Below are 24,468 nucleotides of genomic sequence, written 5' to 3' on the forward strand. Positions count from 1 at the left end.
AGATAATTATACAATAGCAATATTAAACCCAGCAACAGGATGTATTTTTGAAGCATATCATACTGTTAATTCGCAACCAGTCTTTAATGTATTACCATCTAATCCACAAAGAGCATGTTTTGGTGGTACAGGAAGCATAGACATTAGTTTTGCACCTACGAGTCCTTATACAGGTGAGTTTAATTATGAAGTGTTCTTAGTAGGCAACCCAGTAGCGGTTACAACAGGTAATGTTGCAGCAGGAGCTCCTTCGCCGACTACAATTACAGGTTTAGCAGCGGGAGAATACTATGTAGAAGTTACCATGGTAGATTCACCATTCTGTGAAGCAACTACTGCAAACTTTGAAATAATTCAACCTACTGAAGATTTAGCCTTAACAGGTATACCAACATTTATCAATTGTAATGTTGCTACTTCAGGTGCTATTCAATTAGCAGCATCTGGTGGTTGGAGTTCTTCTTATGAATATGAATTGGTTAATAATACGACAACAACAACAGTTCAAAATTTCAGTAGTAATTCAAGAATTACCAATTTACCTGCAGGAAGCTATACAGCAATGGTTAGAGATAATAATAACTGTACAACAACGTTCGATTTTGTTTTAGATGATCCAGTAGCAATGAATGCAACTGTAAATGTTGTAGAAAACAATTGTGAAGGTGAAAGTATAGCGAGTATTGAGGTAACTAATGTAACTGGAGGTCAGTTACAAGATACAACTATAAGTTACACGTATATTTTAATTTACCCTGATGGAACAACTCGTGTAGAGCAATCATCTAACATCTTTACGAATTTACCAGCAGGAACTAATTATCAAATCATAGTAAGAGATAATAAGTACAGTTGTCAATATACAACGTCAAGAGATATTGTAGATCCAACTGAAGTTGAAGCATCAGCAAATATTATTGCCGACATTACTTGTAACAACCCTCTAGCTACCGTAGAAGTTAGTGCGGTTGGAGGAACTGGAGCACATATGTTTAGTTCTGATAATATTACTTATGTTGTTAGTAATACGTTTAGTTTAGGAGAAGGTACTCATACATTATATGCTCGTGACGAGAATAATTGTGTTGATGAAACAAGTGTAACCGTAGCGGGATACAAAACATTAGATCCAACATTAAAAGTAATATCAGGATTTATAACTTGTAATGGAGATGCTAACGGAGTATTATCAGCTGATGTAGTTGGAGGTTTCGGTACTTACGAATATCAATTATTAGATGATAGTGATAATGAAATAAGAACTTGGCAGGTATCAAATATGTTTGGAGGTTTAGATATTGGTACGTATAAAATTAGAGTTAGAAGTACAAATAGATTTGGAGTGGTATGTACAGCAGATACGGCTACGCATACAATAGCTCAACCAGCTCCATTAGTTATTGATGAAGATCATACAGATGTTACCTGTCACGGAGGGAATGATGGTACAATTACCGTATTAGCATCTGGAGGAAATTTAACAGGATATGAGTACAATATTAGTACAGACCCAACTGATAAATTTGTAACTGATAATGTGTTTAGACACTTAACAGCAGGAACTTATACAATTACCTTAAAAGACAAATTAGGATGTCGTGAAACTATCGATGTTGTAATAGATGAACCAGATGAGTTTACTGCAACACTTGTTGGAGTTACTGAACAAGTGTGTAGTAGTGATCCAACTCCTACGATTGAATTAGATGTACAAGGAGGCACGCAACCATATTATGTAAGTATTAATAACGTTGAGTTACCAACACCTTATAATACGAATACAATTATATTAGGAGCTGCAGAAGGAATCCAAGGAGGTATGCCATATTTTATTACTGTTAGAGATGAAGCTTCTTGTAATGTTGTTGATCCTATTAGGTTAACTACACAAGAACCTGTAAGGTTAAACTTAACAGTAGATTATGAATATACTTGTCCAACAGGTAACATTGTCTTAGCTATAGTAGATGAAGCTTACAGAAGTAATATGTCGTACACGTTATATGATGGAGCTAATTCAGTTGTAACAACAAACACTACTGGAGAGTTTATTGATGTACCAGCAGGTTCAGGATATTATGTAGTAGCTACTCATACAATAAGTTCGTGTTCTGAAAGTTCTATTACTAATCCAATAGATATAGTAGCATATCAACCATTAACATTAACAATTGATGATTCTGTAAAGAATACATTAATTGCAAATGCAGACTTTGGATTACCACCATATCAGTTTAGTGTTGATGGAGGAGATTTCGGTCCAGATAATGAGTTCTTAATCTTACAAACTAAAGATTATACAATTACGGTTAGAGATGCTAGAGGTTGTGAGGTAACAGTAACTGTTGAAGGTGTGTATGTAACTATTTTCATTCCTAACTTATTTACGCCAAATGGAGATGGAGATAACGATTATTGGTATCCTCGTGAAGTAGAAGATTATCATGATTTAGAAGTATTTATTTATGATAGATATGCACGTCAGATAACTAAATTTAATGGTGTAGCTCAAGGATGGGATGGAACATATGATGGTAAACCATTACCTTCAGGGGACTACTGGTATACGATTTATTACAAAGAGTTGTCAGGTCAGAAGAGAAAGTTAATGGGGCATTTTACACTATATAGATAAGAAGAAAAATGAGAAAGATTTTAATAATATTAAGTGTGGTATTTTATAGTGTGAAATTAACTGCACAAGAGGTAGAATTACCACAGTATGTAAGTCATTTGGCTGATAATCCATTTGTAATTTCACCAACATATGCAGGTATTGGTCCTGGGTTACAGTTACGATTAAACGGAGTAAGTCAGTGGATAGGTGTTAAAGATGCACCAGATACACAATCGTTAACTGTTGAAGCTCGTATTGCAGATACTTTTGGAGGTGGATTATCCTTGTTTAATGATAGTAATGGTGATACAACTCAAAAAGGGGCTAAATTATCATTTGCTAGTCACTTAACATTAAGCGATTTTCATGATAGTTTCTTATCATTTGCGTTGAGTTACAGTTTTATCCAGTTTGGTCAAGATACATCAAATGATAATACTAATAGTGGAGTACCATCTAGAGCTATAAACCATTCTAATTTTGATGTTGGGTTATTATATCGTTATGAAAAATTCAGTATTACAGCGAATGTGGTGAATTTATTAAAGAGGAGTATTAAAAATTTTGATACAGGTGAGCCCGAAGAATTAAGAAAGTATACTCTTTTTACTTCATATATTCTTTCAAGAGTTAGTAGAGATTATGAATTAGAACCGTCGATTTTATATGAGTATCGTGAAGCTACTGGACGTTCTAAAACTGATGTAAACTTTAAAGCAAGAAAAGGTATTAGAGATGGTTATGTGTGGGCAGGTTTAAGTTATACATTCTTAAACGATCAGTTTTTTAAACCCAATGCTATTGCTCCGTTATTCGGTATGAAAAAAGATAATTTATATTTTTCATACGGATTTAGCATCAATATGAATAAAACACAAGATTTTAACTACGGTACGCACATGATAACATTAGGGTTTGATTACGAAAGAAGACCAAGTTTAGCACGTTGTACTCAAAAAATGATAATGTTTTAATATTTAGAACAGATAATTTATCAAATCCTCAAGTGTTAGCTTGAGGATTTTCTTTTTCTTTGTACATGATTAGTTTTTAATATCTAAAGGCAAAATAGTATAAACAAACTTAGTTATATGTCACATTTGTTTGTGTAGTTATAACATAGATTCTATGTAATGGAAAGTAACAACGAAACATCAATCAACCTTAATAAATACATTAGTAGTACAGGTATTTGTTCACGTCGTGAAGCCGAACGATTTATTAATGAAGGTAGAGTAACCATTAACGGTAAACCCACTCAGTTAGGTAATAGAGTGCATGAAGGAGATGTGGTTAAAATTGATGGAAAACCATTAAAAGCAAAACCAAAAACAATTTACATAGCGTTAAACAAACCTGTAGGTATTGTTTGTACTACAGATAGTAAAGAACGAAAAAATATTGTAAAGTTTGTCGGACATCCGCAGCGCTTATTTCCAATTGGTCGATTAGACAAACCATCTGAAGGATTGATATTTTTAACCAATGACGGAGATATTGTAAACAAAATTCTTCGAGCAGGAAATAATCACGAAAAAGAATACATTGTTTCAGTAGACAAACCTTTTGATGAACGTTTTATAAAACGAATGAGTAACGGAATTCCAATTTTAGGAACCGTAACTAAAAAGTGTAACGTAGAGCGAATTAACGATACTACTTTTAAAATTGTATTAGTACAAGGGTTAAACCGTCAAATCAGACGTATGTGTGAGTATTTAGGTTATGAAGTAAAGAAGTTAAAACGCACACGTATTATGAACGTTACTTTAGGAAAATTAAAAGTAGGAGAGTGGCGTGAGTTAACATCCAAAGAAATGGATGAAATCAATAAATTGGTAGCAAGTTCGTCGAAAACAGAGGAAGCATCAAAAAAATCACCATTAAAAACTTCTACTGACAAAAATACTGGAGCAAATAAAACAGCTTTTAAGAAAAAATTTGGAAGAAGAAGGAAGAATTAAAACTACTGATAAGAAACTTTTAACTTTCTACTTTTTAACATTCAACTTACATGTGTATCTTTGCCACTTATGCAATTTGATTTAAAAATAACCGATCCAAAAAGTAAAGCACGAGCAGGTGTTATTACTACCGATCACGGAACCATAGAAACTCCAATATTTATGCCAGTAGGTACTGTAGCTACGGTAAAAGGAGTACATCAATCTGAATTAAAAGACGAAATAAATCCTGATATAATTTTAGGAAATACCTATCACTTATATCTACGTCCACAAACCAAAATCTTAGAACAAGCAGGAGGTTTGCATAAGTTTATGAACTGGGATCGTAATATTTTAACGGATAGTGGAGGATATCAAGTATATTCTTTATCAGGAAGAAGAAAGATTAATGAAGAGGGTGTAAAGTTTAAAAGTCATATTGATGGATCAACTCATTTTTTTACTCCAGAAAATGTGATGGAAATTCAACGTTCTATCGGGGCAGATATTATCATGGCTTTTGATGAATGTACACCGTATCCTTGCGATTACAGTTATGCAAAACAATCTATGCATATGACGCATCGTTGGTTAAAGCGTTGTGTGAATCATTTAGAAAAAACACCACCTAAATACGGATATAATCAAACCTTATTTCCTATAGTACAAGGAAGTACTTATACCGATTTGCGTAAAGAATCTGCAGAGTTTATAGCTTCTGTTGGAGCTGAAGGTAATGCAATTGGAGGGTTATCAGTAGGAGAACCAGCTGAAGAAATGTATGCAATGACAGAGGTGGTAACAGCAATACTTCCAGAAGATAAGCCTCGCTATTTAATGGGAGTTGGTACCCCAATTAATATTTTAGAAAATATAGCTTTAGGGGTCGATATGTTCGATTGTGTAATGCCAACTCGTAATGCTAGAAATGGAATGCTGTTTACGGCTCATGGAAGCATTAACATAAAAAATAAAAAGTGGGAAAACGATTTTTCTCCAATTGATGAGATGGGAATTACTTGGGTAGATACCATGTACTCTAAAGCGTATTTACGTCATTTATTTGCTTCAAGAGAAATGTTAGGTAAGCAAATTGCATCAATCCATAATTTAGGGTTTTATTTATGGTTAGTGCGCGAAGCTCGTAAGCATATTATTGCAGGAGATTTTGCTACTTGGAAAGATAAGATGGTAAAACAAATGGATAATCGTTTGTAGGTTGAAGAAACTAGATTGGTACATATTAAAACGTTATTTGGTAACTTTTTTGTTTACCTTATTAATTTTAATACCTATTGCGGTAGCTATTGATATTGCTGAGAAAATTGATAAATTTTTACGTCATGAAAATTTAACTTTTTTTGAAATAGCAAATGATTACTACAAGAATTTTATTATTTATTACGCGAATACATTTATGCCTTTGGCGTTGTTTATCGCTGTAATTCTATTTACATCAAAACTTGCGAATAATACAGAGATTGTAGCAATAAATAGTTCTCAAGTATCTTTTACTCGTTTTTTGTACCCATATTTTGTGGGAGCTACTATCGTTTGTTTGTTGGCTTTGTCAATGAATCATTTTTTTGTTCCTACGAGTAGTAAAACAAGAAAAGCGTTTGAAAAAGAATATTTGCAAAAGAAGAAATATTCAGATACTTCGGTAAGAGAGTTTAGTTTACAGTTGAACGACAGTACTTATGTGTATGTCCAAAACTTTGATTTAAAAAGAAACTCTGGATATCATTTTTCAATTGATTTGTATGATGGAATTAAGCTAAAAAGTAAACTAACTGCAGAAAATATCAACTGGAACGAAAAAGACAGTGTTTTTAAACTGTACAGTTGGAAACAGCGAAAAGTTTTTAAAGATAGAGATAGTATTTTTTCAGGAAATAATAAAGACACCACTTTTGCTTTTACACCAAGTGATTTTAATTACAAAGGCACATTAGCGCAAGAAATGAACTCAACTGAGTTAATTAAGTTTATCGATCTTTCAAGAAAGAGAGGAGTTAAGAACTTAAACGCATATTTAGTAGAATTGTATAAGAGAACCAGTTTGCCTATCGCATGCTATATCTTAACAATGATAGCAGTAGCTTTAGCTCACAAAAAGAGCCGAGGCGGTATCGGAGCAAATTTAGCTATCGGAATCTCAGTAATGTTTGTGTATGTATTCTTTTTAAAGGTTGCAGAAGTATTAGGAGCTGTAGCTGGTGCAAATGCATTTATTAATGTTTGGATGCCAAATATTATTTTTGGGTTGTATGCTCTTTATTTATATATAAATGCAAGGAGATAAACTTAAAAACTACTTGCACCTACATCTAATTGTATTTATTTGGGGGTTTACGGCAATTTTAGGAGCGTTAATTTCTATTGATGCAGTTCCGCTTGTGTGGTACAGAATGCTATTAGCAGTGTTATTTATTGCCTTATATTTTTTTATCAGAAAAAAATCATTCAAAGTTGAAAAGAAAGCCTTATTAAAATTCGCTATTTCTGGAGTTATTATAGCAATACATTGGATAACTTTTTTCAAAGCAATTAAAGTATCAAACGTATCTGTAGCATTAGTAACCATGAGTACAGGTGCTTTTTTTGCTTCGTTAATAGAACCTTTCTTTTTTAAGAGGAAAATAAAGCTGATTGAAATAATTCTCGGACTTCTAGTTATTGTTGGACTATACATCATTTTTAATTTTGAAACTGAATACACATTAGGAATTATCTATGCATTGATTTCAGCCTTTTTATCAGCTTTATTTGCTGTGCTAAACGGATTGTTCATTCAAAAACACGATGCAAATACAATTTCATTTTATCAGCTGTTGTTTGGTGTATTTGGTGTAACAGTATATTTAATAATCACTCAACAATTTTCTGCTAATTTCTTCGAACTACAAACAAGCGATTGGGTATATCTATTTATTTTAAGTAGTGTTTGTACAGCGTATGCATTTATAGCTTCTGTATATGTTATGAGGTACTTAACTCCATACACAGTAATGCTAACAATTAACTTAGAACCTATTTATGCAATAGTTTTAGCGCTGATAATTTTTGGAGAAAAAGAACAAATGAATCCTGAGTTTTATTACGGAGCTTTTATTGTTTTGTTTGTGGTTTTGTTAAACGGAGTTTTAAAAAATGCAGCATCAATAAAAAAGAAAATTAGCAAAAAATAGTATTTTAAGAAAAGCGATGAAGGTAAGCTGTATTATTTTTTAGTATGTTTGCCTTTACAAACAACTAACTATTAAATTAGAAAATCAAACTATAATAGAATAATGGAATATTTAGATTTTGAAATGCCAATTAAAGACTTACAAGATCAGTTGGCAAAATGTCAAGTTATAGGAGAAGAAAGTGAAGTAGACGTAACAGAAACGTGCAAAAAAATTGAAGAAAAATTAGCAAAAGCTAAGAAGGATATATATAAAAACCTTACTGCTTGGCAACGTGTACAGTTGTCTCGTCACCCAAACAGACCATATACTTTAGATTATATCAAAGCGCTTTGCGGAGATACTTTTATGGAGTTACACGGAGACCGTAGTGTAAAGGATGATAAAGCTATGATTGGTGGTTTAGGTAAAATAGGAGATCAATCTTTTATGTTTGTTGGTCAACAAAAAGGATACAATACTAAAACACGTCAGTACCGTAATTTTGGTATGGCAAATCCAGAAGGATACCGTAAAGCATTACGTTTAATGCGTATGGCTGAAAAGTTTGGAATTCCAGTAATTACTTTTGTCGATACTCCAGGTGCTTACCCAGGTTTAGAAGCTGAAGAACGCGGACAAGGAGAAGCAATTGCACGTAATATTTTTGAGATGACTCGTTTAAAAACGCCAATTATCACAGTAATTATTGGTGAAGGAGCGTCAGGAGGAGCATTAGGTATTGGTGTTGGAGATAGAGTGTATATGATGGAAAATACTTGGTATACTGTAATTTCTCCAGAATCATGTTCATCAATTTTATGGCGTAGTTGGGAGTATAAAGAGCAAGCTGCTGAAGCGCTTAAATTGACTGGAGACGACATGAAAAAGCAAGGGTTGATCGATGGAATCATCAATGAACCATTAGGTGGTGCGCATTCTGATAGAGAAGGAGCTTTTAAAGCTGTTAAAGATCAAATCTTAAAAGCTTTTGGAGAATTAAAAGATTTATCTGAAGCTGATTTAGTAGCACAACGTATGGATAAATTCTCTAATATGGGAGTGTATAAAGAATAGCATTCATTAATCGATAAAACAAAAAGCTCGCTAATTTTAGCGAGCTTTTTGTTTATGGTATATTTAAATATTTATGTGTTTGTAAAGAAATTTTCCACTTAGGATTTTCCATCACATACTCAATAATTAGCGGAGTCATTTTTTCTTTTTTACTCCATTCAGGTTGTAAATAAAGTTTACAATTTTCACCAACCTTAGCAGCTTGTTCTTCTGCAAATTGAAAATCGTTTTTATTATGAATAATCATTTTCAATTCATCTGCTTCTTGGTAAGCACGCTCTAAAGGTAACTTTGTTTTTTTAGGAGATAAACAAAACCAATCCCATTTTCCTGAAAAATCATATGCTCCAGAAGTTTCAATATGAGTTTTAATTCCTTTTTCTTGAAGTTGTTGAGTAATATAATCTAAACTCCACATTAAAGGTTCACCGCCCGTAATTACAACTGTTTCTGCGTATTTTTTAGCATTTTCAACAATAATATCTGTTTTGGTTGGTGGATGCAAATTTGCATCCCAACTTTCTTTTACATCACACCAGTGGCAACCTACATCACAACCACCAATACGAATAAAATATGCCGCAGTACCTGTGTGTGCACCTTCTCCTTGAATCGTATAAAACTCTTCCATCAACGGAAGCATTTCTCCTGTATTAATTAACTCTTGTACTTCTTTTTTCAACATAAGAGTGCAAAGATAGGTAACATTAAAAATTTATGAATGATTTTTGTTACTTTTACGTGTTTTATCATTAAAAAATACCAAAAGAGCATGAGTAAAACTACAGCGTTTTTCAATTATATTAACGAAGGGTATACCACAAAAGGAGAGTTTATCACACTGGGAGCAGGAATGTTAGAAGAAGAAACGGTAACGAATGCCTTGGTAAATATTCCTTTAAAAACCTTAAATCGCCATGGATTAATTGCTGGAGCTACTGGTACAGGAAAGACTAAAACCTTGCAGGTATTGGCAGAAAATATGTCTGAAAAAGGAATTCCTGTGTTGTTAATGGATGTAAAAGGTGATTTAAGTGGATTAGCACAACCTAGTCCAGGACACCCGAAAATTGATGAACGTCATGTGAAAATCGGAATTCCATTTAATGCTACCAAGTTTCCTATCGAAATTTTATCAATATCTGAGCAAGATGGGGTTCGTTTGCGTGCAACGGTTTCTGAATTTGGCCCTGTTTTATTATCACGGATTTTAGATTTAACTGAAACGCAATCGGGTATTGTAGCAATCATTTTTAAGTATTGTGATGACAATCAATTACCATTATTAGATTTAAAAGATTTTAAGAAAATTCTTCAATATGTAACTGAAGAAGGAAAAGAAGAAATTCAATCTGAATACGGACGAATTTCTACAGCAAGTACAGGAGCAATTCTAAGAAAAGTTGTTGAGATAGAACAACAAGGAGGTGATTTGTTTTTTGGTGAAAAATCGTTTGAAGTTGATGATTTAACGCGTGTTGATGAAAATGGTAGGGGAGTAATTTCTGTGTTACGTTTAACCGATATTCAAGATCGTCCGAAGTTGTTCTCAACTTTTATGCTACAATTATTAGCAGAAGTATATGAAACTTTTCCTGAGCAAGGAGATAGCGGAAGACCTGAGTTAATCATTTTTATTGATGAAGCGCATTTGGTATTTGAAGAAGCGTCAAAAGCGTTGTTAAGTCAAATAGAAAGTATAGTTAAGTTAATCCGTTCTAAAGGAATTGGACTGTATTTTGTCACGCAAAATCCAAAAGATGTTCCAGAAGATGTTTTGGCTCAGTTAGGAATGAAAATTCAGCATGCGTTACGTGCTTTTACTGCTAAAGATAGAAAAGCAATAAAATTAGCTGCAGAAAATTACCCAGATTCTGAATATTACGATACTAAAGAAGTATTAACGCAGTTAGGTATAGGAGAGGCATTGGTTTCTGTTTTGAATGAAAAAGGAATTCCTACACCATTAGCAAGAACGATGTTGCGTGCGCCTATGAGTAGAATGGACGTGTTAACAGAAAAAGAAATCAAGCAAGTATTAGACAACTCAAGATTGATTCCGAAGTACAATGACACAATTGATAGAGAAAGTGCTTACGAAATTTTAAATGAGAAAATTGATAAGATAAATAAGGAAAAAACGGAAGAAGAAGCACGTAAAGAAAAAGAAAAAACAAGTAGAAGATCGACTTCTACAAGAAGCAGAAGTACGCGAATGAATCCTGTAGTAAAAGTACTAACAAGTGCAACTTTTATAAGAGCAGCTTTTGGTATTTTGAAAAAAGTGATTAGATAAAAAATTAGTAAGAATAGACGTTTTAAATATAAAATAAGATCAATGAGAAAATTAATGAAACCTTTAGTAATTGCAGTAATATCAATTGTATTTGTTCAATGTGGAAACAGTAAATTTGATATTGCAAAAGGAAAAGTAGGAGCATTAACCACTAAAACTACAGTGCAAGAAATTGAAGGTATTTTTAAACAAGATTCAATTGTGAAAATATTGAGTGAAGGAGCTAAAGGAGATAATCTTTTTCAAGAAGACGATCGTTATTTAGTTTATGAAAAAGGAGGAAAGCATTTGTTAACAATAACACCAAAAGAGCAATTAGATTCTACGTCTACTCTAAAGAGTATTGAGATATTTGATGAGCGTTTTAAAACAAAATCAGGGTTAAATATTACTTCTACTTTTCAAGAAATCAATGCAAACAATACGGTTAATAAAGTTGAATCATCATTGTCTTCAGCAACCTTATTTTTAGATGATTTAAATGCAACTATTACTATTGATAACGAAGATTTAGGTTTAAAAGAGTTTAGCACACAAAAAGTAACAGTTGAGCAAATTCCTGATTTAGCGAAAATAAAATCATTTACTATTTGGTTTAACTAAAAACATAAAATCCGAAATGAAAGTTTCGGATTTTTTATTATTAAAATTATGAGTAAAAAATATACTATTCAAAAAGCGCCATTTGTAGTTCCAACAACCGATGGTAAATTAATCGAAGAGCATTTTGGTAATGCAACCGATCAAAATTCAAAAATAAGTATAGCACACATGGTTGCTCCTGCGGGTTGGAGTGAACCTTTTCAAACTCCAGAATTTGAAGAATATACCTATATTATTAGGGGAAAAAAACAATTTAATATTGATGGAGAAATTGTGGTTTTAGAAGCAGGACAATCTATTAAAATTGAAAAGAATATTAGAGTTCAATATTCCAATCCGTTCGATGAAGAATGTGAATATATAGCAGTTTGTTTACCTGCTTTTTCTATGGATTTAGTGCATAGAGAAGATAGTTAACAATACTCCTAAAATAATTGCCCCAAATTTTTTGTAATTAAACTTGTGGTTTTCGGTACTTTCAAACAAGATAATGGTAGAAATATGTAAGAAAACTCCAATAATTAATGCAGTGATTTCGGTATGGTATTTTGTGATAAGAGCAACTTTATCACCAATTAAAATTCCTAACGGACTCATAAAGGCAAATACTGTTAGAAACAAAAAGATACTTTTTTTAGAGTACTTAGCGTGCAATAAAAAAGTAGTTAAAACAATTGCAATCGGAATTTTATGCACAACAATTGCCCATAACAAGTTATCATCGGCGTGATGAATGGGTAAACCTTCAGAAAATGCGTGAATGGATAAGCTCACAAATAGCATCCAAGGAAATTCAGTAGCGTCAGAATGTAAATGTATATGCCCGTGTTCTGCTCCTTTAGAAAACGATTCTAATACAGACTGAATGATAATTCCTACTAATATTAAAATTCCAACTAATTTTGTATTGCTTGAATTCTGATATACTTCTGGTAATAAATGCAAAATTGTTACAGAAAGTAAATAAGCACCGCTAAACGCTAATAATAAGCGAACGAAGTTCTTGTTAGGTTTTAATGTAAAAACTAATAAAACCCCTGCTAAAACAGCTAAAATTAATAAAAAGTAACTCATTTAGCAACGATGATTAAGCGGTCAGACGATTGTGGATTGAATTCGTTTAGATTGTAATTTCCAAAAACATGTGTGATTTGCAAATTAACCTTATTAAAATACGACTGAAGTTTTTCTAAGGTTAAAAATTTTACACGCTCGGTATACGAATGTACTTTTCCTTCAGCAGTAAAAGAAATATGTTTTAAGATAAATCCGTCTTTAATTTCTCTTTTAATGTGGAACTCAATTCCATCAATAATTTTAATTTCTTCTTTTACCAACGTATTTTTTACCTTTTCTACATTTAAAAAATCTAAGACAAAAACACCGTTTTCTTTTAAACCATTTTTAATACTGTTTAATACAAGAATATCTTCATTATCATCTTCAAAATATCCAAAGCTGGTAAACAAGTTAAAAATAGCATCGTATTTATGTTCAATTGGTTTTCGCATGTCCCAAACTTCAAAATGAAGCGTGTCATTTTCAAATTGTTTGGCGTGTTGTATGCTGTTTTCACTTAAATCACCGCCTACGACATCATATCCTAAAGAATTAAGATATACCGAGTGTCTTCCTTTACCACAAGGTAAATCAGCAATTTTACTTGCTTTAGGCAACGCTAAAAAAGAAGTAATGTTTCGCATAAAAAACTGCGCATCGGCATCGTTTCTATGCTTATATAAAATATGATAGTATGGTGTATTAAACCACGAAGTAAACCAATCTGTTGTTGTATTCATAACCTTAAGGTCTGCAAAAATACATAAAACTTACGTTTTTTATATTCAAAGTAGAAAAGATTGATAACTCCCCGAAATTAACTGTACTTTTGCAGTGAAATTTTACAGTTACATGGAAAAAGATTTTAAAATGACTGCCATTACCATGGCAGGTTTAGAAGGTGTTTTAGCAGACGAACTACGTCAACTAGGAGCAATGGAGGTGAAAGAAGGAATTCGTAGTGTTGCTTTTAAAGGCGATAAAGGATTTATGTACAAAGCTAATATTGCGTTGCGTACTGCTATTCGAATTTTAAAACCGATTAAACGTAGTAAAATTTTTGATGAAGAAGATTTATACGAAGCAATTCAGCGTATAAAGTGGGAGCGTTTTTTAGATGTTGACGGAACGTTTGCTATCGGAGCAGTAGTAAACTCAAAAAACTTTACATCAAACTCACATTACATTAGTTTAAAATCGAAGGACGCTATTGCCGATTATTTTATGCACAAGTATAAAAAGCGTCCGAATGTAGATTTAAAATACCCTGATGTAAAAATTCATATCCATATTCATAAAGAATGGTTAACCATTTCGTTAGATTCTTCTGGTGATTCTTTGCATAAACGCGGATACCGAAGTGCAACCAATATTGCACCAATTAACGAAGTGTTGGCAGCAGGTTTGTTATTGCTTTCTGGGTATAAAGGGGAAGAAAATTTTATCGACCCAATGTGTGGTTCGGGAACTATTTTGATTGAAGCAGCAATGATTGCCAATCAGATTCCTGCAAACATAAACCGTAAGCATTTTGCTTTTGAAAATTGGAACGATTACGATGAAGATTTGTACTTTATTATACAAGATTCGTTGCTGAAAAAAATTAAAAGTTCACACTTTAAAATTATGGGCTTTGATAAAGCACCATCTGCAGTAAGAAAAGCGCAGCAGAATATTATTAATGCCAATTTAGAAGAATTTGTTGGGGTGCACCATGTAAACTTTTTCAATTCTAAAAAAGAAGTATTTGGTAAAACAACGATTTTGTTCAATCCGCCTTATGGAGAGCGTTTAAATATTGATGTAGAAGAGTTTTACAGAAAAATAGGGGATACGTTAAAGAACAATTATCCAAACTCAACAGCGTGGTTAATAACATCGGATATTGAAGCGTTAAAGTTTGTAGGATTACGAACTTCGAGAAGAATACCGCTTAAAAATGCCGATTTAGATTGCCGATTTGTAAAATACGAATTGTACGAAGGAAGTAAAAAAGAAAAGAAAAATACGTCATTTAACGACGAAGAAGAATAAGAAAAACTCCGCTGAAAAGCGGAGTTTTTTATTGTCTATTTTAAATGTTTCGTTACGGTTATACATTGTTGTGCATAGTATTTTTTATTTCAATTCCAATCTGTTTAAGTTTTTCTAAATCCCACTCTCCTACTTGATATTGTTTTAAAGTTAAATTAGATTCTTTGTCTTTTATTTCAATTTTCAGGTATGGATTATTTTTTCCGCTTGGAATTAATTCGGTTTTGATTTTTGCGTTATTGAATTTACGAGATTTAAATTTCCTGTTTTCTTGCCATTTTAATTCAGTTATAGTTTCTGATATAAAGATTGAGTATAAATATATGGTCGGACGAAATATAAATTGAATCCCTAAAATTAACGCCATTATTAATCCAGCGATAATTATCACTACGGTGTAATTATTTTTCAAATTTGGGGTAACAAATGCAAATATTATTGATGCAATAAAAAGAATCAAAAACATTGAAAGAAAGGATTTAAAAATAAATCCAACAAAATTCATAGGTTCAATTTCTAATTTCAATTCTTTAGAGTTCAATTTTGGATATTATGTACAACGGTTAAGATATCCGTCGTTTTAATGATGAGATATCGTCCGATAGCGAAGTTAGTTTTTTAAAGTTTAAGAATCAAACTAAATTTATTTAAAAAACCTCGTAAGAAAACTTACGAGATTATACTATTTTGTGGTTTTAGAGGCTTATTTTTTTAACAAGTGCTTGTTAAAGCTACGTCCGTTTATTTTTGTGTATTTAGAGTCGATATCAAAAGCTACATCCATTCCTTTAATATCAAATTCACCAGATACTTTAGTGTATTTTATGTTTAAGTCTTCTTCAAACTTTACATTTCTAAACGATACTCCGTTGTTAAATTCGGTATATTTAAAAATTGCACTTTCGTTAAATACTGAGTTTTCAAAACTTACAAACTCTTTAAAATCAGCATACTTAAAAGTAGAAGGTTCGTCAAAAAAAGTGTTTTTAAAGCTAATGTCTCTGTCAAACTTAGCATACTTAAATGTAGATACTCCGTTAAATTTTGTACCAGAAAAATCGGTATTTCTTTCAAAATCAGAATATTTAAACATAGCTTTTTCTTTAAAAGTACAATCTTTAAACACTACAACATCTTCAAAATTAGCTACAAAGGTGTATCCGCTTTTTTCATGAGGAATATACGCTAAAACATCGTCTTTAAACGTACAGTTTGTAAATGATACTTTATTGGTAATTTGTTTTTCAACAGTGTTTGTTCCGCCGTTATTCCACCAGCGTTTTCTGGTTGGTAATTTTGATAATGCATCATCCATAAAAGTAAAGTCTAAAACTCCGTTAATGGTTGCGTTTGAAATTTCTACTGCTTTTCCGTTTTTTACATCTCTCATAATATCAGAAGCATCAACTGTTTTTTGAGCAAATGATGTTAAGGTTACTAAAGTTAAAGCAATAAGTGTAACTATATTTTTCATTGGTAATGGTTTTAAGTTCTATACAATAGACAAACTATTATTACTTTATGTGACACTTTGGTACAAAAAAACGGTGTTTAGTTGCCTAAACACCGCTGTATAATATGTTTCGTGGAAAATATTAGTTTACTGAATCGCTTAAACCAGCACCAGCTTTAAACTTAACTACGTTTTTAGCAGCAATTTTGATTTCTTTTCCAGTTTGAGGGTTTCTACCAGTTCTAGCAGCTCTCTCAGAAACAGACCAAGTTCCCCATCCAACTAAAGCAACTTTACCACCTTTCTTTAAAGTAGAAGTAACGTTTGTAGTTAAAGAATCTAATGCAGCTTTAGCAGCAGCTTTTGAAATTCCTGCGTCAGCAGCCATTGCATCGATTAAATCTGATTTGTTCATAATTTGAATAGATTTTAAAATTAATTAATGTTTTTTGCTTCAATAGCTCAACAAATATAGACGGAATGCGGTATTGTGCAAGATTTGACCTAAAAAAAACAGTGTTTTGTTAATAAATTCAGTAGAAATGTTAATAACCCCACTTGTTTTTTGTTGAAAATCGTTAAAACCTTATGAATAAAGGGCTACAGCGCTTTAGCGTCTTTTTCGAACTGATATCCGTTTAATAAGCTTTGAGCATCCATTAATTTTTTACCAGAAATCTTAATTTGATGAATGTTAAGGTAACCATCTGTAACAGCTACTTTTAATTCCTTTTTTGAAGTGATTATACTACCAATTTCTAAATTATGTTCTGTAAACTCTTTTGAAACTGTATATATTTTTGCTGAAACTTCTTCTTCACCATTTATAATAGTTGTCCAAGCAGCAGGATACGGATTTAATCCGCGAATGTGGTTGTAAATATCATTTAATGGTTTAGACCAATCTATTTTACAGTTGTGAGGATATAGTTTTGGTGCCGATTTTTCTTCAAGCTCTGGTTGTTTTGTAGTCGTTACATCTCCTTTTGAAATTAAATCGACAGTTTCTGCAACTAAATTGGCACCTAAATGCATTAACTTGTCGTGCAATTCACCTACAATTTCATCTTCTTTAATAATAACTTCATTTTGTAAGATAATTTCACCGGTGTCAATTTTATCGTCAATAAAGAACGTGGTAACACCTGTTTTGGTTTCTCCATTTATAATAGCCCAGTTTATTGGTGCAGCACCACGATATTCTGGTAATAAAGAAGCGTGTAAATTAAACGTACCGTATTTTGGCATTGCCCAAACTGATTTTGGTAACATTCTAAAAGCAACTACGATTTGTAGGTTAGCATTCCACTGCTGTAATTCTTCTTGAAATTCTTCACTCTTTAAATTTTTAGGTTGAAGAATAGGTAAGTTTTGAGATAAGGCATATTTTTTTACTGCAGATTCATTTAATTTACGACCTCTACCAGCGGGTTTGTCTGCCGCAGTAATAACTCCAACTACATTGTAGTTGTTTTCAACAAGGTGTTGTAAAATAGTTGATGCAAAATCGGGAGTTCCCATAAAAACAATGCGTAAATCTCTCATTTATATTAAATAGTATTTATTGTTATTAGTGTGTATTTTTTCTTCAGCTAAAAGCTCTCGCAAAAGTATTAAAATGTTCGTTTCTTTTTCGTTTAGTAACGAGGCAATTTCAAAAGCAGTGTAACTTTTTCCTTCTATTAATACTGATAAAATATCTTTCTGATTTACCTTTTTAATTAATTTTTTTTGAAGACAAACATCGCACATTCCACAATTTTGAGCTTCTAGTTCTCCAAAATAGGAGAGTAGTTGTGTGCTTCTACAAATTTGATCATTTTGAATAAACTGTAATAAATCTAAATTTTTCTGCTTTTTTTGATTGATGTACTGCTGAATATTTTTTGATATTCGATTGATAGTTTTATCATCTTCTCTCGGATGTAAAAAGAACAACTCTGCGTTGTTTGTCGATTTTACATATTCAATCAACCCTTCCTGAGCTAATTTCTCTAAAGTTTCGATTACAAACCAAGAAGTAACGCTTAGTTTTTTAGCAATGTAAAACTCATCGATTTTTACTGAATCTTCAAAAATGCCACCATACATGCGTAGTATTTGTTGAATAAACTTTTGAAGTTGCGTGTTTTGTTGCGTTTGATAAATTACTTGCTTACTCGAAGCTAAAAACTGAACAGTTGATTTTTGTTGAAAATTATAATTCAGTTCTATAATTCCGTTGTTGTTTAGTATTTGTAGCGCATTAAAAGTTTTATTCGGAATAAAACCATATTTGCTGCAAAAATCTAAAAAGTTAAAATCAAAAGCAGCTTCAATAAATTCTCCAGTAGCTATTTGAAAATGTTGATATAGTTTTTGATGAACCGCTTTTATTTCTTCAATCGTAGGTAATGACTTTTCAAGAAGCTCAGCATTTAAAGTAATATCGCTGTTATTTGTTAAAACTACCGAAAATGATTTGTTTCCATCACGTCCACCACGTCCCGCTTCTTGAATATAATTTTCAATTGAAGAAGGTAAGTTTAAATGTACAACTACATGAACATTGGGTTTGTCAATCCCCATTCCGAAAGCATTTGTAGCGACTATAATCGGAGTTTTTTCTTGCATCCAATTATCAAACGCAAGTTTTTTTTCTATAGAAGATAATCCGCCATGATAAAATGAACTGTTAAATCCTTGTGCATTTAGGTAGCTGCTAATCTCTTTTGTTTTGCTTCGGGTGTTTACGTAAACAATTGCTGGGGCTTTTGTTTTTGTGAAAATTTGATTGAGTTTACCTAGTTTATCTTCAGTTTTATAAACTTGATATGCTAAGTTTTTACGATAAAACGATTGTTTTATGATACTTGGCTTCTCTAAAGCTAATGAGTTGGCAATATCAGTAATTACTTTTTGCGTAGCAGTTGCTGTTAGCGCAATTATAGGAGCAGAAGGTTGTAGCTCTTTTAAAATAGTAATATTTTGATATGAGGGACGAAAATCATGCCCCCATTCAGAAATACAATGTGCTTCGTCAATCGCAATTAAATTGACGTTTAATTGTTTTATCTTTTCTTGAATAAAACGAGATTGCAATCGCTCTGGTGAAATGTATAAGAATTTAGTATTACCAAAACGGATATTATCAAAGAGTGTGACAATCTCATCTTGCGTACTTCCTGAAGGTATTAAACTAGCTTTAATTCCTTTGCTGATAAGGCTTGTAACTTGATCTTGCATTAGAGCAACCAGTGGAGAAATTACAATACAAACTCCTTCTTTAGCTAATGCAGGAATTTGAAAGCAAACAGATTTTCCGCCACCAGTAGGTAATAAAGCAATTACATTATTACCTTTTAAAACTTCGTTTATTATGTTTTGTTGAGGTTCTCTAAAGGAATTAAACCCCCAGTAAGTTTTTAGTATTTGAAGTGTTGTATCATGCATCATGCTTTAACGCATGTAAAATAAAATCGCAACGCTCTTGTACCGTTCCAAAAGGAACATCAATAATTTTATAACCAACTTCTTCGTAAGCTTCCTTTAAAAAAGTATCAATTTTAACAGATTGCTCAAAAGTTTCGTAACGCTCATTATCAGACTTGTAAATTTCTTCCCAAGGAGCACACATAAATACTTTAGTATATAAATATTTGTTGCTTTTTTCCTTGTAAACAGCAGGGTATTCAGAGCCTAAATAATTCATATAGGCATGTACATCAGGAATTCCTCTATCAAAAAATATAATTTCTGCATCGCTTTCTTGTGCAGTTAGGTATTGTTGCTCTCTACCTTCTAATAACATTTGACTGAATAAAAGAGGTTGTTCTAAGAAAAGTTGATCAATTCCCTCTTTTTGAGCTTTTAGAGTTACTTCTCTAGAAATCTCAGGCATACATTCATATCCTCGTTTGATAAATTCTCTTAAAATTGAAGATTTACCAGTACCAGGTCCACCTATTAAAACTATTTTTTGTTGCATGGGGCAAAAATAAAAGTTTCAAGTTATAAATATAATAAATAGTGTAATTTTGTGCTTCATCAAAATAAAGTCCATATTTTTTTGATGATTTTTAATAAAAACAGTAATAATTGAGTTATGCAAGATAGAGAAGCTTTTTACGCAAAATTAAAATCACAGTTAGAAGATACTACAACGTTTCCTGCTAAATATTTATATAAGTTTATTGTTCCTACCGATGGCAATCAAGTACAAGAGGTACAAGATTTGTTTAACGAAGGAGGAGCGGTTATTGATACAAAAAAATCTAAAACAGGTAAATACGTTAGCGTGTCAATTCATTTAACGGTTAAAAGTTCAGAAGAAGTTATTTCTTACTACAAAAAAGCAGAGGCTATAAAAGGAATTATTTCTTTGTAAATTTAAAGCATGCGAAAACTACTTTTCATATTTGCTGTTTTTGGTGTAATACTTTTTTCTTTTTCTCAAAAAGATCAAGAGTTATTTCGTATAAATGACACGAAAGTTATGCTTTCTGAATTTAAGCAGATGTATGAAAAGAACTTATCATTAGTTGAAGATAAAAATGGGGCTGATATAGATAGTTACTTAGATTTGTTTATCAACTATAAGCTTAAAGTTAAAGAAGCGTACAGTTTAGGACTGGATAAAAATGAAGCTTACAAGAAAGAGTTTGAAAGTTATAAGAAAGAGTTGGTAACTCCGTATTTATACGATAAGAAAGCATTAGAAAAACTGGTAAGAGAAGCTTATGATAGGAAAAAAACCGAAGTAAAAGTTAGCCATATTTTAGTTCGATTTCCTAGTAGTTCAATTGCTGTTGACACCTCTTTTTTAAAAAGTAAAATTGTAGGATATAGAAATCGTATTTTACAAGGCGAAGATTTTGAAAAGGTAGCCAGAGAAGTTTCTGAAGACCCTTCAGCTAAAATTAACGGAGGAAATTTAGGCTATTTTTCTGCTTTTCAGATGGTATATCCTTTCGAAAATGCTGCTTACAACATCAAAAAAGATGAAGTTTCTGAACCTTTTATAACAAAATTCGGTTTCCATATTATAAAAGTTACTGGAAAAAGAGAGTCGAGGGGAGAGTTTGAAGTTGCTCATGTTTTGATAAAAAACTCAGCATATAGAGAAGAAAAAATCAATAAAATTTATCAAGAACTAACTTCTGGAAGTTCTTTTGAAGAATTGGCAAGTCAACATTCAGAAGATATTAGTTCAGCAAAAAATGGAGGTAAGTTACCAAGATTTGGAACGGGTAAAATGGTAGAGGATTTTGAAAATGAAGTATTGAAATTGCAGAATGTAGGAGGTTATAGCGCTCCGTTCAAAACAAAATTCGGATGGCATATCGTAAAGTTGTTAAAGAACTATCCTGTTCCATCATTTAACGAGTTAAAAGAGGAGTTAACCAGAAAAGTTAAAAGCTCGAACAGGTTTGTAGTTTCTAATAAATCGATAGCCACAAGATTAAAAAAAGAGTATAAAATAAAAGAAGATAAAGTTTTACTGAATCAGTTATTTATAGCTGAAAATAAAGACTTTAAAAAAGAGAAATTGGATAAAACAATTCTTTCAATTAATGATAAAAAGTTAACCCAAAAGGATTTGTTGATATATGGAGATTCTAAAAATCAATCAATTAATAAAGAATTGTATGAAGAGTTTAAAAATAACGAGATCGTAAACTATTTTAAAGACGGTTTAGAAAAGACGAATTCAGAATACAGAAATACATTATTAGAGTACAAAGAAGGATTATTGCTATTTGATTTAATGCAAGAAAAGATTTGGAATAAAGCTTCAAATGATGCTTATGGATTAAAAGAATTTTATTCAAAGAATATAGCTAAGTATGGCAAAGAACTTGATGAGATAAAAGGACAGGTATTAAGTGATTATCAAAATGAATTAGAAAAGAATTGGATTGAAGATTTAAGAAAAAATAATACCATCAAAATAAAAGATAAAGTAGTAAAAAAGCTAAAGAAAATATATAACCAGTAGAGATTAGTATAAAAGTGAAGAAGTATATTTTTTTAATATTATTAATAAACACAATGTCATGTGAACTTGTCAGTTTAAAAAAAGAAAAGACAAGAGAAGATAAGCCTATTGCTTCGGTTTACAACAAACATTTATACAAGAAAGATATAAAAGATTTGTTGCCTAAAAATCTTTCTAAAGAAGATAGTTTAGTGGTGGTGAAAGGGTTGATAAATTCTTGGGCTAAACAAGAATTGTTGTTTATAAAAGCTGAAGAAAACATATCTGAAGTTAATAGTGAGCAAATTGAAAATTTGGTTAACAATTACAAAAAGGGTTTATATATAAACGGATACAAAGAGCGTTTGGTAAAACAAAAGTTAGACACTGTTGTTACTGAGGAAGAAATAGCGTTGTATTATGAAAAAAACAAAGAAAACTTTAAAGTAAGCGAAGAACTTCTTCAGTTTGAATATGTAAATTTTGGAAAAGATTTTTTAGATAAAAAAGAAACAATAGCTCAATTTAAATCAGAAAAAGAAGAAGATAAAGAAGATTTAGAAAGGCACTTGTTAAACTTTAAATCGTATCGTTTGCAAGACTCAACTTGGGTAACTTTAGACTATCTGAAGAAAAAAATTCCGCCATTTCGTAATGAAACAAAGGAAAACTTGTTAAAAATATCAAAATTCATACAAAAAGAAGATAGTTTAGGAGTATATTTGGTCGCTGTAAAAAATATATTGCCTCAAAGTGCTACAGCTCCACTAAGCTATGTAAGTCCTAGAATAAAGCAAATTATATTACACAAAAGAAAATTAGAATTAATACGAGATATTGAAAAAACACTCATAAATGATGCAATTCAAAACAAAAACTTTAAAGAATACTAGCATAGCATTTACCTTGTTTTTAGCAGGTTTAACATCGTTAAACGCACAACAAACTAAAATAGACGGTGTAGCCGTAGTAGTAGGTAAAAACATTGTTTTAAATTCTGATATTGATAAATTTAAGCAAGAAGTAGAATTAAGAAGTGAAGGAAAAATAAAGATTTCAGACTGCGAAATGCTTGAAGAGTTAATGCAGCAAAAATTATTAGCGCATCATGCTGTTATTGATAGTGTTACTGTTTCTCAATCTGAAATTGATAATAATGTAAACAGAAGTATAGCATTCTTTACGAGAGAATATGGTAGTGAAGAAAAAGTTGTTGCTGCTTACGGATTTAACGATATTGAAGATTTAAGAAAAGAATTAGGAAGAGTTCAAAAAGAAAACTTACTAATTGAAAAAGAGCAACAAAAGATTACTGAGAATATTGATGTAACTCCTGAAGAAGTTCGAGTTTATTACAAAGGTTTACAAGAAAAAGGAGAACTGCCTGAAATTCCTGCTGAGGTAGAATTGCAACAGATAGTTTTAAAAGCTGAACCTACAAAAGAGGAGGAAGAGCGTGTAATTAACAAGTTAAAAGAGTTAAAAAAGGAAATTGAAAACGGAGCAAGTTTTAAATTAAAAGCAATTATCAATTCTGAAGATCCTGGTGTGGCTCAAAACGGAGGTTTGTATACAATTACCAAAGACAGTCCGTTTATTAAAGAATTTAAAGAAACTGCGTTTTCATTAGATGTAAATCAAGTTTCAGAACCAATTAAATCTGCTTTTGGGTACCATATTTTACAATTGCATAAAATAAAAGGTAACCAACGTGAAGTATCTCACATTTTAATGCGTCCTCAAGTTTCTGACGAAAAATTACAAGAAACTAAAGAAGAAATAGAGAAGGTTGTTGCAGATTTAAAAGCAGGAAAATTAACTTTTGAAGAAGCAGTAGCTAAGTATTCAGAAGACGAAGAAACAAAAAATAGTGGAGGTATTTTAATCAATCCTTATACACAAGAACCTTCATTTGAGTTAACAAGAATGCAACCAGATTTATTTGCTAGAATTAGTGAATTAAATAAACATGAGTATTCAGATATTTACTATGATGAAACTCGTGAAGGAGAAAAAATGTACGGAGTTATCTTTGTAAAAGATAAAACTGAAAACCATACTGCCGACTTAGTTAAAGATTATGTAAGAATGCAACAATTTGCTTTAGCAAAAAAGAAAGAAGAGAAAATTACTAAGTGGACAAAAGAGAAAATCCAAGAAACGTATTTAAAATTAGGTGAAGATTTTAATAAATGTACGTTTAAAAAAGATTGGAAAAAAGAAAACAAATAAGAAGTAATAAATTTAGTATATTGTG

At 31.6% G+C, this 24,468-nt stretch carries 24 protein-coding genes; 15 read left to right on the plus strand and 9 right to left on the minus strand.

Features of this window, described 5'->3' with window-relative positions; translation table 11 throughout:
* From ACKTST_RS04760 to ACKTST_RS04790, 7 genes are all read left to right on the plus strand, one after another.
* Positions 1 to 2,635: T9SS type B sorting domain-containing protein (locus ACKTST_RS04760; protein ID WP_408046596.1), on the plus strand; the 2,635-nt coding region annotated here is incomplete at its 5' end.
* Positions 2,636 to 2,643: 8 nt separating this feature from the next.
* Positions 2,644 to 3,591, plus strand: coding sequence for a PorP/SprF family type IX secretion system membrane protein (locus ACKTST_RS04765; protein ID WP_408046597.1), 948 nt, complete (start codon positions 2,644 to 2,646; stop codon positions 3,589 to 3,591).
* Positions 3,592 to 3,750: 159 nt separating this feature from the next.
* Complete coding sequence (gene rluF, locus ACKTST_RS04770; protein ID WP_408046598.1) at positions 3,751 to 4,581, plus strand: 23S rRNA pseudouridine(2604) synthase RluF; 831 nt, start codon at positions 3,751 to 3,753, stop codon at positions 4,579 to 4,581.
* 69 nt (positions 4,582 to 4,650) lie between these two features.
* On the plus strand, positions 4,651 to 5,781 hold the full coding sequence (gene tgt, locus ACKTST_RS04775; RefSeq protein ID WP_408046599.1) for a tRNA guanosine(34) transglycosylase Tgt: 1,131 nt from the start codon (positions 4,651 to 4,653) through the stop codon (positions 5,779 to 5,781).
* Position 5,782: 1 nt separating this feature from the next.
* On the plus strand, positions 5,783 to 6,868 hold the full coding sequence (locus ACKTST_RS04780; protein ID WP_408046600.1) for an LptF/LptG family permease: 1,086 nt from the start codon (positions 5,783 to 5,785) through the stop codon (positions 6,866 to 6,868).
* Positions 6,855 to 7,754, plus strand: coding sequence for a DMT family transporter (locus tag ACKTST_RS04785; protein WP_408046601.1), 900 nt, complete (start codon positions 6,855 to 6,857; stop codon positions 7,752 to 7,754). The genes ACKTST_RS04780 and ACKTST_RS04785 overlap by 14 nt, the downstream gene beginning before the upstream one ends.
* Positions 7,755 to 7,856: 102 nt before the next feature.
* Entirely contained in the window at positions 7,857 to 8,810 is a 954-nt protein-coding gene (locus tag ACKTST_RS04790) for an acetyl-CoA carboxylase carboxyltransferase subunit alpha (RefSeq protein ID WP_408046602.1), read from the plus strand.
* Between the two features lie 52 nt (positions 8,811 to 8,862).
* On the opposite strand, the gene ACKTST_RS04795 is transcribed toward ACKTST_RS04790, so the two are convergent.
* The gene (locus ACKTST_RS04795; protein WP_408046603.1) at positions 8,863 to 9,495 is read right to left on the minus strand and encodes a 7-carboxy-7-deazaguanine synthase QueE; all 633 of its coding nucleotides are present in this window, start codon (positions 9,493 to 9,495) and stop codon (positions 8,863 to 8,865) included.
* Positions 9,496 to 9,582: 87 nt separating this feature from the next.
* Between ACKTST_RS04795 and ACKTST_RS04800 the strand changes: the two genes are divergently transcribed.
* From ACKTST_RS04800 to ACKTST_RS04810, 3 genes are read left to right on the plus strand one after another with little or no spacing between them, the layout of a single operon-like run.
* Entirely contained in the window at positions 9,583 to 11,106 is a 1,524-nt protein-coding gene (locus ACKTST_RS04800) for a helicase HerA-like domain-containing protein (protein WP_408046604.1), read from the plus strand.
* A 42-nt stretch (positions 11,107 to 11,148) separates the two neighbouring features.
* A complete protein-coding gene (locus ACKTST_RS04805) occupies positions 11,149 to 11,709 on the plus strand; it encodes a hypothetical protein (RefSeq protein ID WP_408046605.1) in 561 nt (186 codons plus the stop codon).
* A 48-nt stretch (positions 11,710 to 11,757) separates the two neighbouring features.
* Entirely contained in the window at positions 11,758 to 12,126 is a 369-nt protein-coding gene (locus ACKTST_RS04810; protein WP_408046606.1) for a cupin domain-containing protein, read from the plus strand.
* On the opposite strand, the gene ACKTST_RS04815 is transcribed toward ACKTST_RS04810, so the two are convergent.
* Positions 12,103 to 12,783 (minus strand): ZIP family metal transporter, encoded by a 681-nt coding sequence (locus ACKTST_RS04815; RefSeq protein ID WP_408046607.1) that lies wholly within the window; start codon positions 12,781 to 12,783, stop codon positions 12,103 to 12,105. The two genes, ACKTST_RS04810 and ACKTST_RS04815, sit on opposite strands and share 24 nt — an antisense overlap.
* Complete coding sequence (locus ACKTST_RS04820) at positions 12,780 to 13,508, minus strand: class I SAM-dependent methyltransferase (RefSeq protein ID WP_408046608.1); 729 nt, start codon at positions 13,506 to 13,508, stop codon at positions 12,780 to 12,782. Before ACKTST_RS04820 ends, ACKTST_RS04815 begins: the two co-directional genes overlap by 4 nt.
* Positions 13,509 to 13,620: 112 nt before the next feature.
* Between ACKTST_RS04820 and ACKTST_RS04825 the strand changes: the two genes are divergently transcribed.
* The gene (locus ACKTST_RS04825) at positions 13,621 to 14,802 is read left to right on the plus strand and encodes a THUMP domain-containing class I SAM-dependent RNA methyltransferase (RefSeq protein ID WP_408046609.1); all 1,182 of its coding nucleotides are present in this window, start codon (positions 13,621 to 13,623) and stop codon (positions 14,800 to 14,802) included.
* A 58-nt stretch (positions 14,803 to 14,860) separates the two neighbouring features.
* Here the strand turns inward: ACKTST_RS04825 and ACKTST_RS04830 are convergent, their stop codons facing one another.
* The 6 genes from ACKTST_RS04830 to ACKTST_RS04855 form a co-directional block, all read right to left on the minus strand.
* Entirely contained in the window at positions 14,861 to 15,343 is a 483-nt protein-coding gene (locus ACKTST_RS04830) for a hypothetical protein (protein WP_408046610.1), read from the minus strand.
* Between the two features lie 162 nt (positions 15,344 to 15,505).
* Complete coding sequence (locus tag ACKTST_RS04835) at positions 15,506 to 16,276, minus strand: pentapeptide repeat-containing protein (protein ID WP_408046611.1); 771 nt, start codon at positions 16,274 to 16,276, stop codon at positions 15,506 to 15,508.
* 121 nt (positions 16,277 to 16,397) lie between these two features.
* On the minus strand, positions 16,398 to 16,670 hold the full coding sequence (locus ACKTST_RS04840) for an HU family DNA-binding protein (RefSeq protein WP_408046612.1): 273 nt from the start codon (positions 16,668 to 16,670) through the stop codon (positions 16,398 to 16,400).
* A gap of 185 nt (positions 16,671 to 16,855) precedes the next feature.
* Positions 16,856 to 17,800, minus strand: a complete 945-nt coding sequence (gene fmt / locus ACKTST_RS04845; protein ID WP_408046613.1) for a methionyl-tRNA formyltransferase — start codon at positions 17,798 to 17,800, stop codon at positions 16,856 to 16,858.
* Positions 17,801 to 19,690: a RecQ family ATP-dependent DNA helicase gene (locus tag ACKTST_RS04850; RefSeq protein ID WP_408046614.1), complete on the minus strand. Its 1,890-nt coding sequence runs from the start codon at positions 19,688 to 19,690 to the stop codon at positions 17,801 to 17,803.
* Positions 19,680 to 20,222 carry an AAA family ATPase gene (locus ACKTST_RS04855; protein ID WP_408046615.1) on the minus strand — a complete coding sequence of 181 codons (543 nt, stop codon included), beginning with the start codon at positions 20,220 to 20,222 and terminating at the stop codon, positions 19,680 to 19,682. The genes ACKTST_RS04850 and ACKTST_RS04855 overlap by 11 nt, the downstream gene beginning before the upstream one ends.
* 117 nt (positions 20,223 to 20,339) lie before the next feature.
* Here ACKTST_RS04855 and ACKTST_RS04860 point away from each other — a divergent pair, with 117 nt between their 5' ends.
* Genes ACKTST_RS04860 through ACKTST_RS04875 form a run of 4 tightly spaced genes read left to right on the plus strand, consistent with a single transcriptional unit; the run spans position 20,340 to position 24,443 of the window.
* Positions 20,340 to 20,621, plus strand: coding sequence for a DUF493 family protein (locus ACKTST_RS04860; RefSeq protein ID WP_408046616.1), 282 nt, complete (start codon positions 20,340 to 20,342; stop codon positions 20,619 to 20,621).
* 9 nt (positions 20,622 to 20,630) lie between these two features.
* The gene (locus ACKTST_RS04865; protein ID WP_408046617.1) at positions 20,631 to 22,232 is read left to right on the plus strand and encodes a peptidylprolyl isomerase; all 1,602 of its coding nucleotides are present in this window, start codon (positions 20,631 to 20,633) and stop codon (positions 22,230 to 22,232) included.
* Positions 22,233 to 22,285: 53 nt separating this feature from the next.
* Positions 22,286 to 23,104: a hypothetical protein gene (locus ACKTST_RS04870; protein ID WP_408046618.1), complete on the plus strand. Its 819-nt coding sequence runs from the start codon at positions 22,286 to 22,288 to the stop codon at positions 23,102 to 23,104.
* Positions 23,067 to 24,443, plus strand: coding sequence for a peptidylprolyl isomerase (locus ACKTST_RS04875; protein WP_408046619.1), 1,377 nt, complete (start codon positions 23,067 to 23,069; stop codon positions 24,441 to 24,443). The genes ACKTST_RS04870 and ACKTST_RS04875 overlap by 38 nt, the downstream gene beginning before the upstream one ends.
* Positions 24,444 to 24,468: the final 25 nt, after the last annotated feature.

Origin of the sequence: Tenacibaculum crassostreae (assembly GCF_964512405.1) — a bacterium.
GTDB classification, from domain to species: Bacteria; Bacteroidota; Bacteroidia; order Flavobacteriales; family Flavobacteriaceae; genus Polaribacter; species Polaribacter crassostreae.

Coding starts and splice junctions, on each gene's coding strand:
- ACKTST_RS04840 (WP_408046612.1), bottom strand. CDS start 16,670: ATGAACAAATCAGATTTAATCGATGCAATGGCTGCTGACGCAGGAATT.
- ACKTST_RS04860 (WP_408046616.1), top strand. CDS start 20,340: ATGCAAGATAGAGAAGCTTTTTACGCAAAATTAAAATCACAGTTAGAA.
- ACKTST_RS04805 (WP_408046605.1), top strand. CDS start 11,149: ATGAGAAAATTAATGAAACCTTTAGTAATTGCAGTAATATCAATTGTA.
- ACKTST_RS04795 (WP_408046603.1), bottom strand. CDS start 9,495: ATGTTGAAAAAAGAAGTACAAGAGTTAATTAATACAGGAGAAATGCTT.
- ACKTST_RS04865 (WP_408046617.1), top strand. CDS start 20,631: ATGCGAAAACTACTTTTCATATTTGCTGTTTTTGGTGTAATACTTTTT.
- ACKTST_RS04835 (WP_408046611.1), bottom strand. CDS start 16,276: ATGAAAAATATAGTTACACTTATTGCTTTAACTTTAGTAACCTTAACA.
- ACKTST_RS04800 (WP_408046604.1), top strand. CDS start 9,583: ATGAGTAAAACTACAGCGTTTTTCAATTATATTAACGAAGGGTATACC.
- ACKTST_RS04825 (WP_408046609.1), top strand. CDS start 13,621: ATGGAAAAAGATTTTAAAATGACTGCCATTACCATGGCAGGTTTAGAA.
- ACKTST_RS04785 (WP_408046601.1), top strand. CDS start 6,855: ATGCAAGGAGATAAACTTAAAAACTACTTGCACCTACATCTAATTGTA.
- ACKTST_RS04815 (WP_408046607.1), bottom strand. CDS start 12,783: ATGAGTTACTTTTTATTAATTTTAGCTGTTTTAGCAGGGGTTTTATTA.
- fmt (WP_408046613.1), bottom strand. CDS start 17,800: ATGAGAGATTTACGCATTGTTTTTATGGGAACTCCCGATTTTGCATCA.
- ACKTST_RS04820 (WP_408046608.1), bottom strand. CDS start 13,508: ATGAATACAACAACAGATTGGTTTACTTCGTGGTTTAATACACCATAC.
- ACKTST_RS04790 (WP_408046602.1), top strand. CDS start 7,857: ATGGAATATTTAGATTTTGAAATGCCAATTAAAGACTTACAAGATCAG.
- ACKTST_RS04875 (WP_408046619.1), top strand. CDS start 23,067: ATGATGCAATTCAAAACAAAAACTTTAAAGAATACTAGCATAGCATTT.
- ACKTST_RS04765 (WP_408046597.1), top strand. CDS start 2,644: ATGAGAAAGATTTTAATAATATTAAGTGTGGTATTTTATAGTGTGAAA.
- rluF (WP_408046598.1), top strand. CDS start 3,751: ATGGAAAGTAACAACGAAACATCAATCAACCTTAATAAATACATTAGT.
- ACKTST_RS04850 (WP_408046614.1), bottom strand. CDS start 19,690: ATGATGCATGATACAACACTTCAAATACTAAAAACTTACTGGGGGTTT.
- ACKTST_RS04870 (WP_408046618.1), top strand. CDS start 22,286: ATGTCATGTGAACTTGTCAGTTTAAAAAAAGAAAAGACAAGAGAAGAT.
- tgt (WP_408046599.1), top strand. CDS start 4,651: ATGCAATTTGATTTAAAAATAACCGATCCAAAAAGTAAAGCACGAGCA.
- ACKTST_RS04810 (WP_408046606.1), top strand. CDS start 11,758: ATGAGTAAAAAATATACTATTCAAAAAGCGCCATTTGTAGTTCCAACA.
- ACKTST_RS04855 (WP_408046615.1), bottom strand. CDS start 20,222: ATGCAACAAAAAATAGTTTTAATAGGTGGACCTGGTACTGGTAAATCT.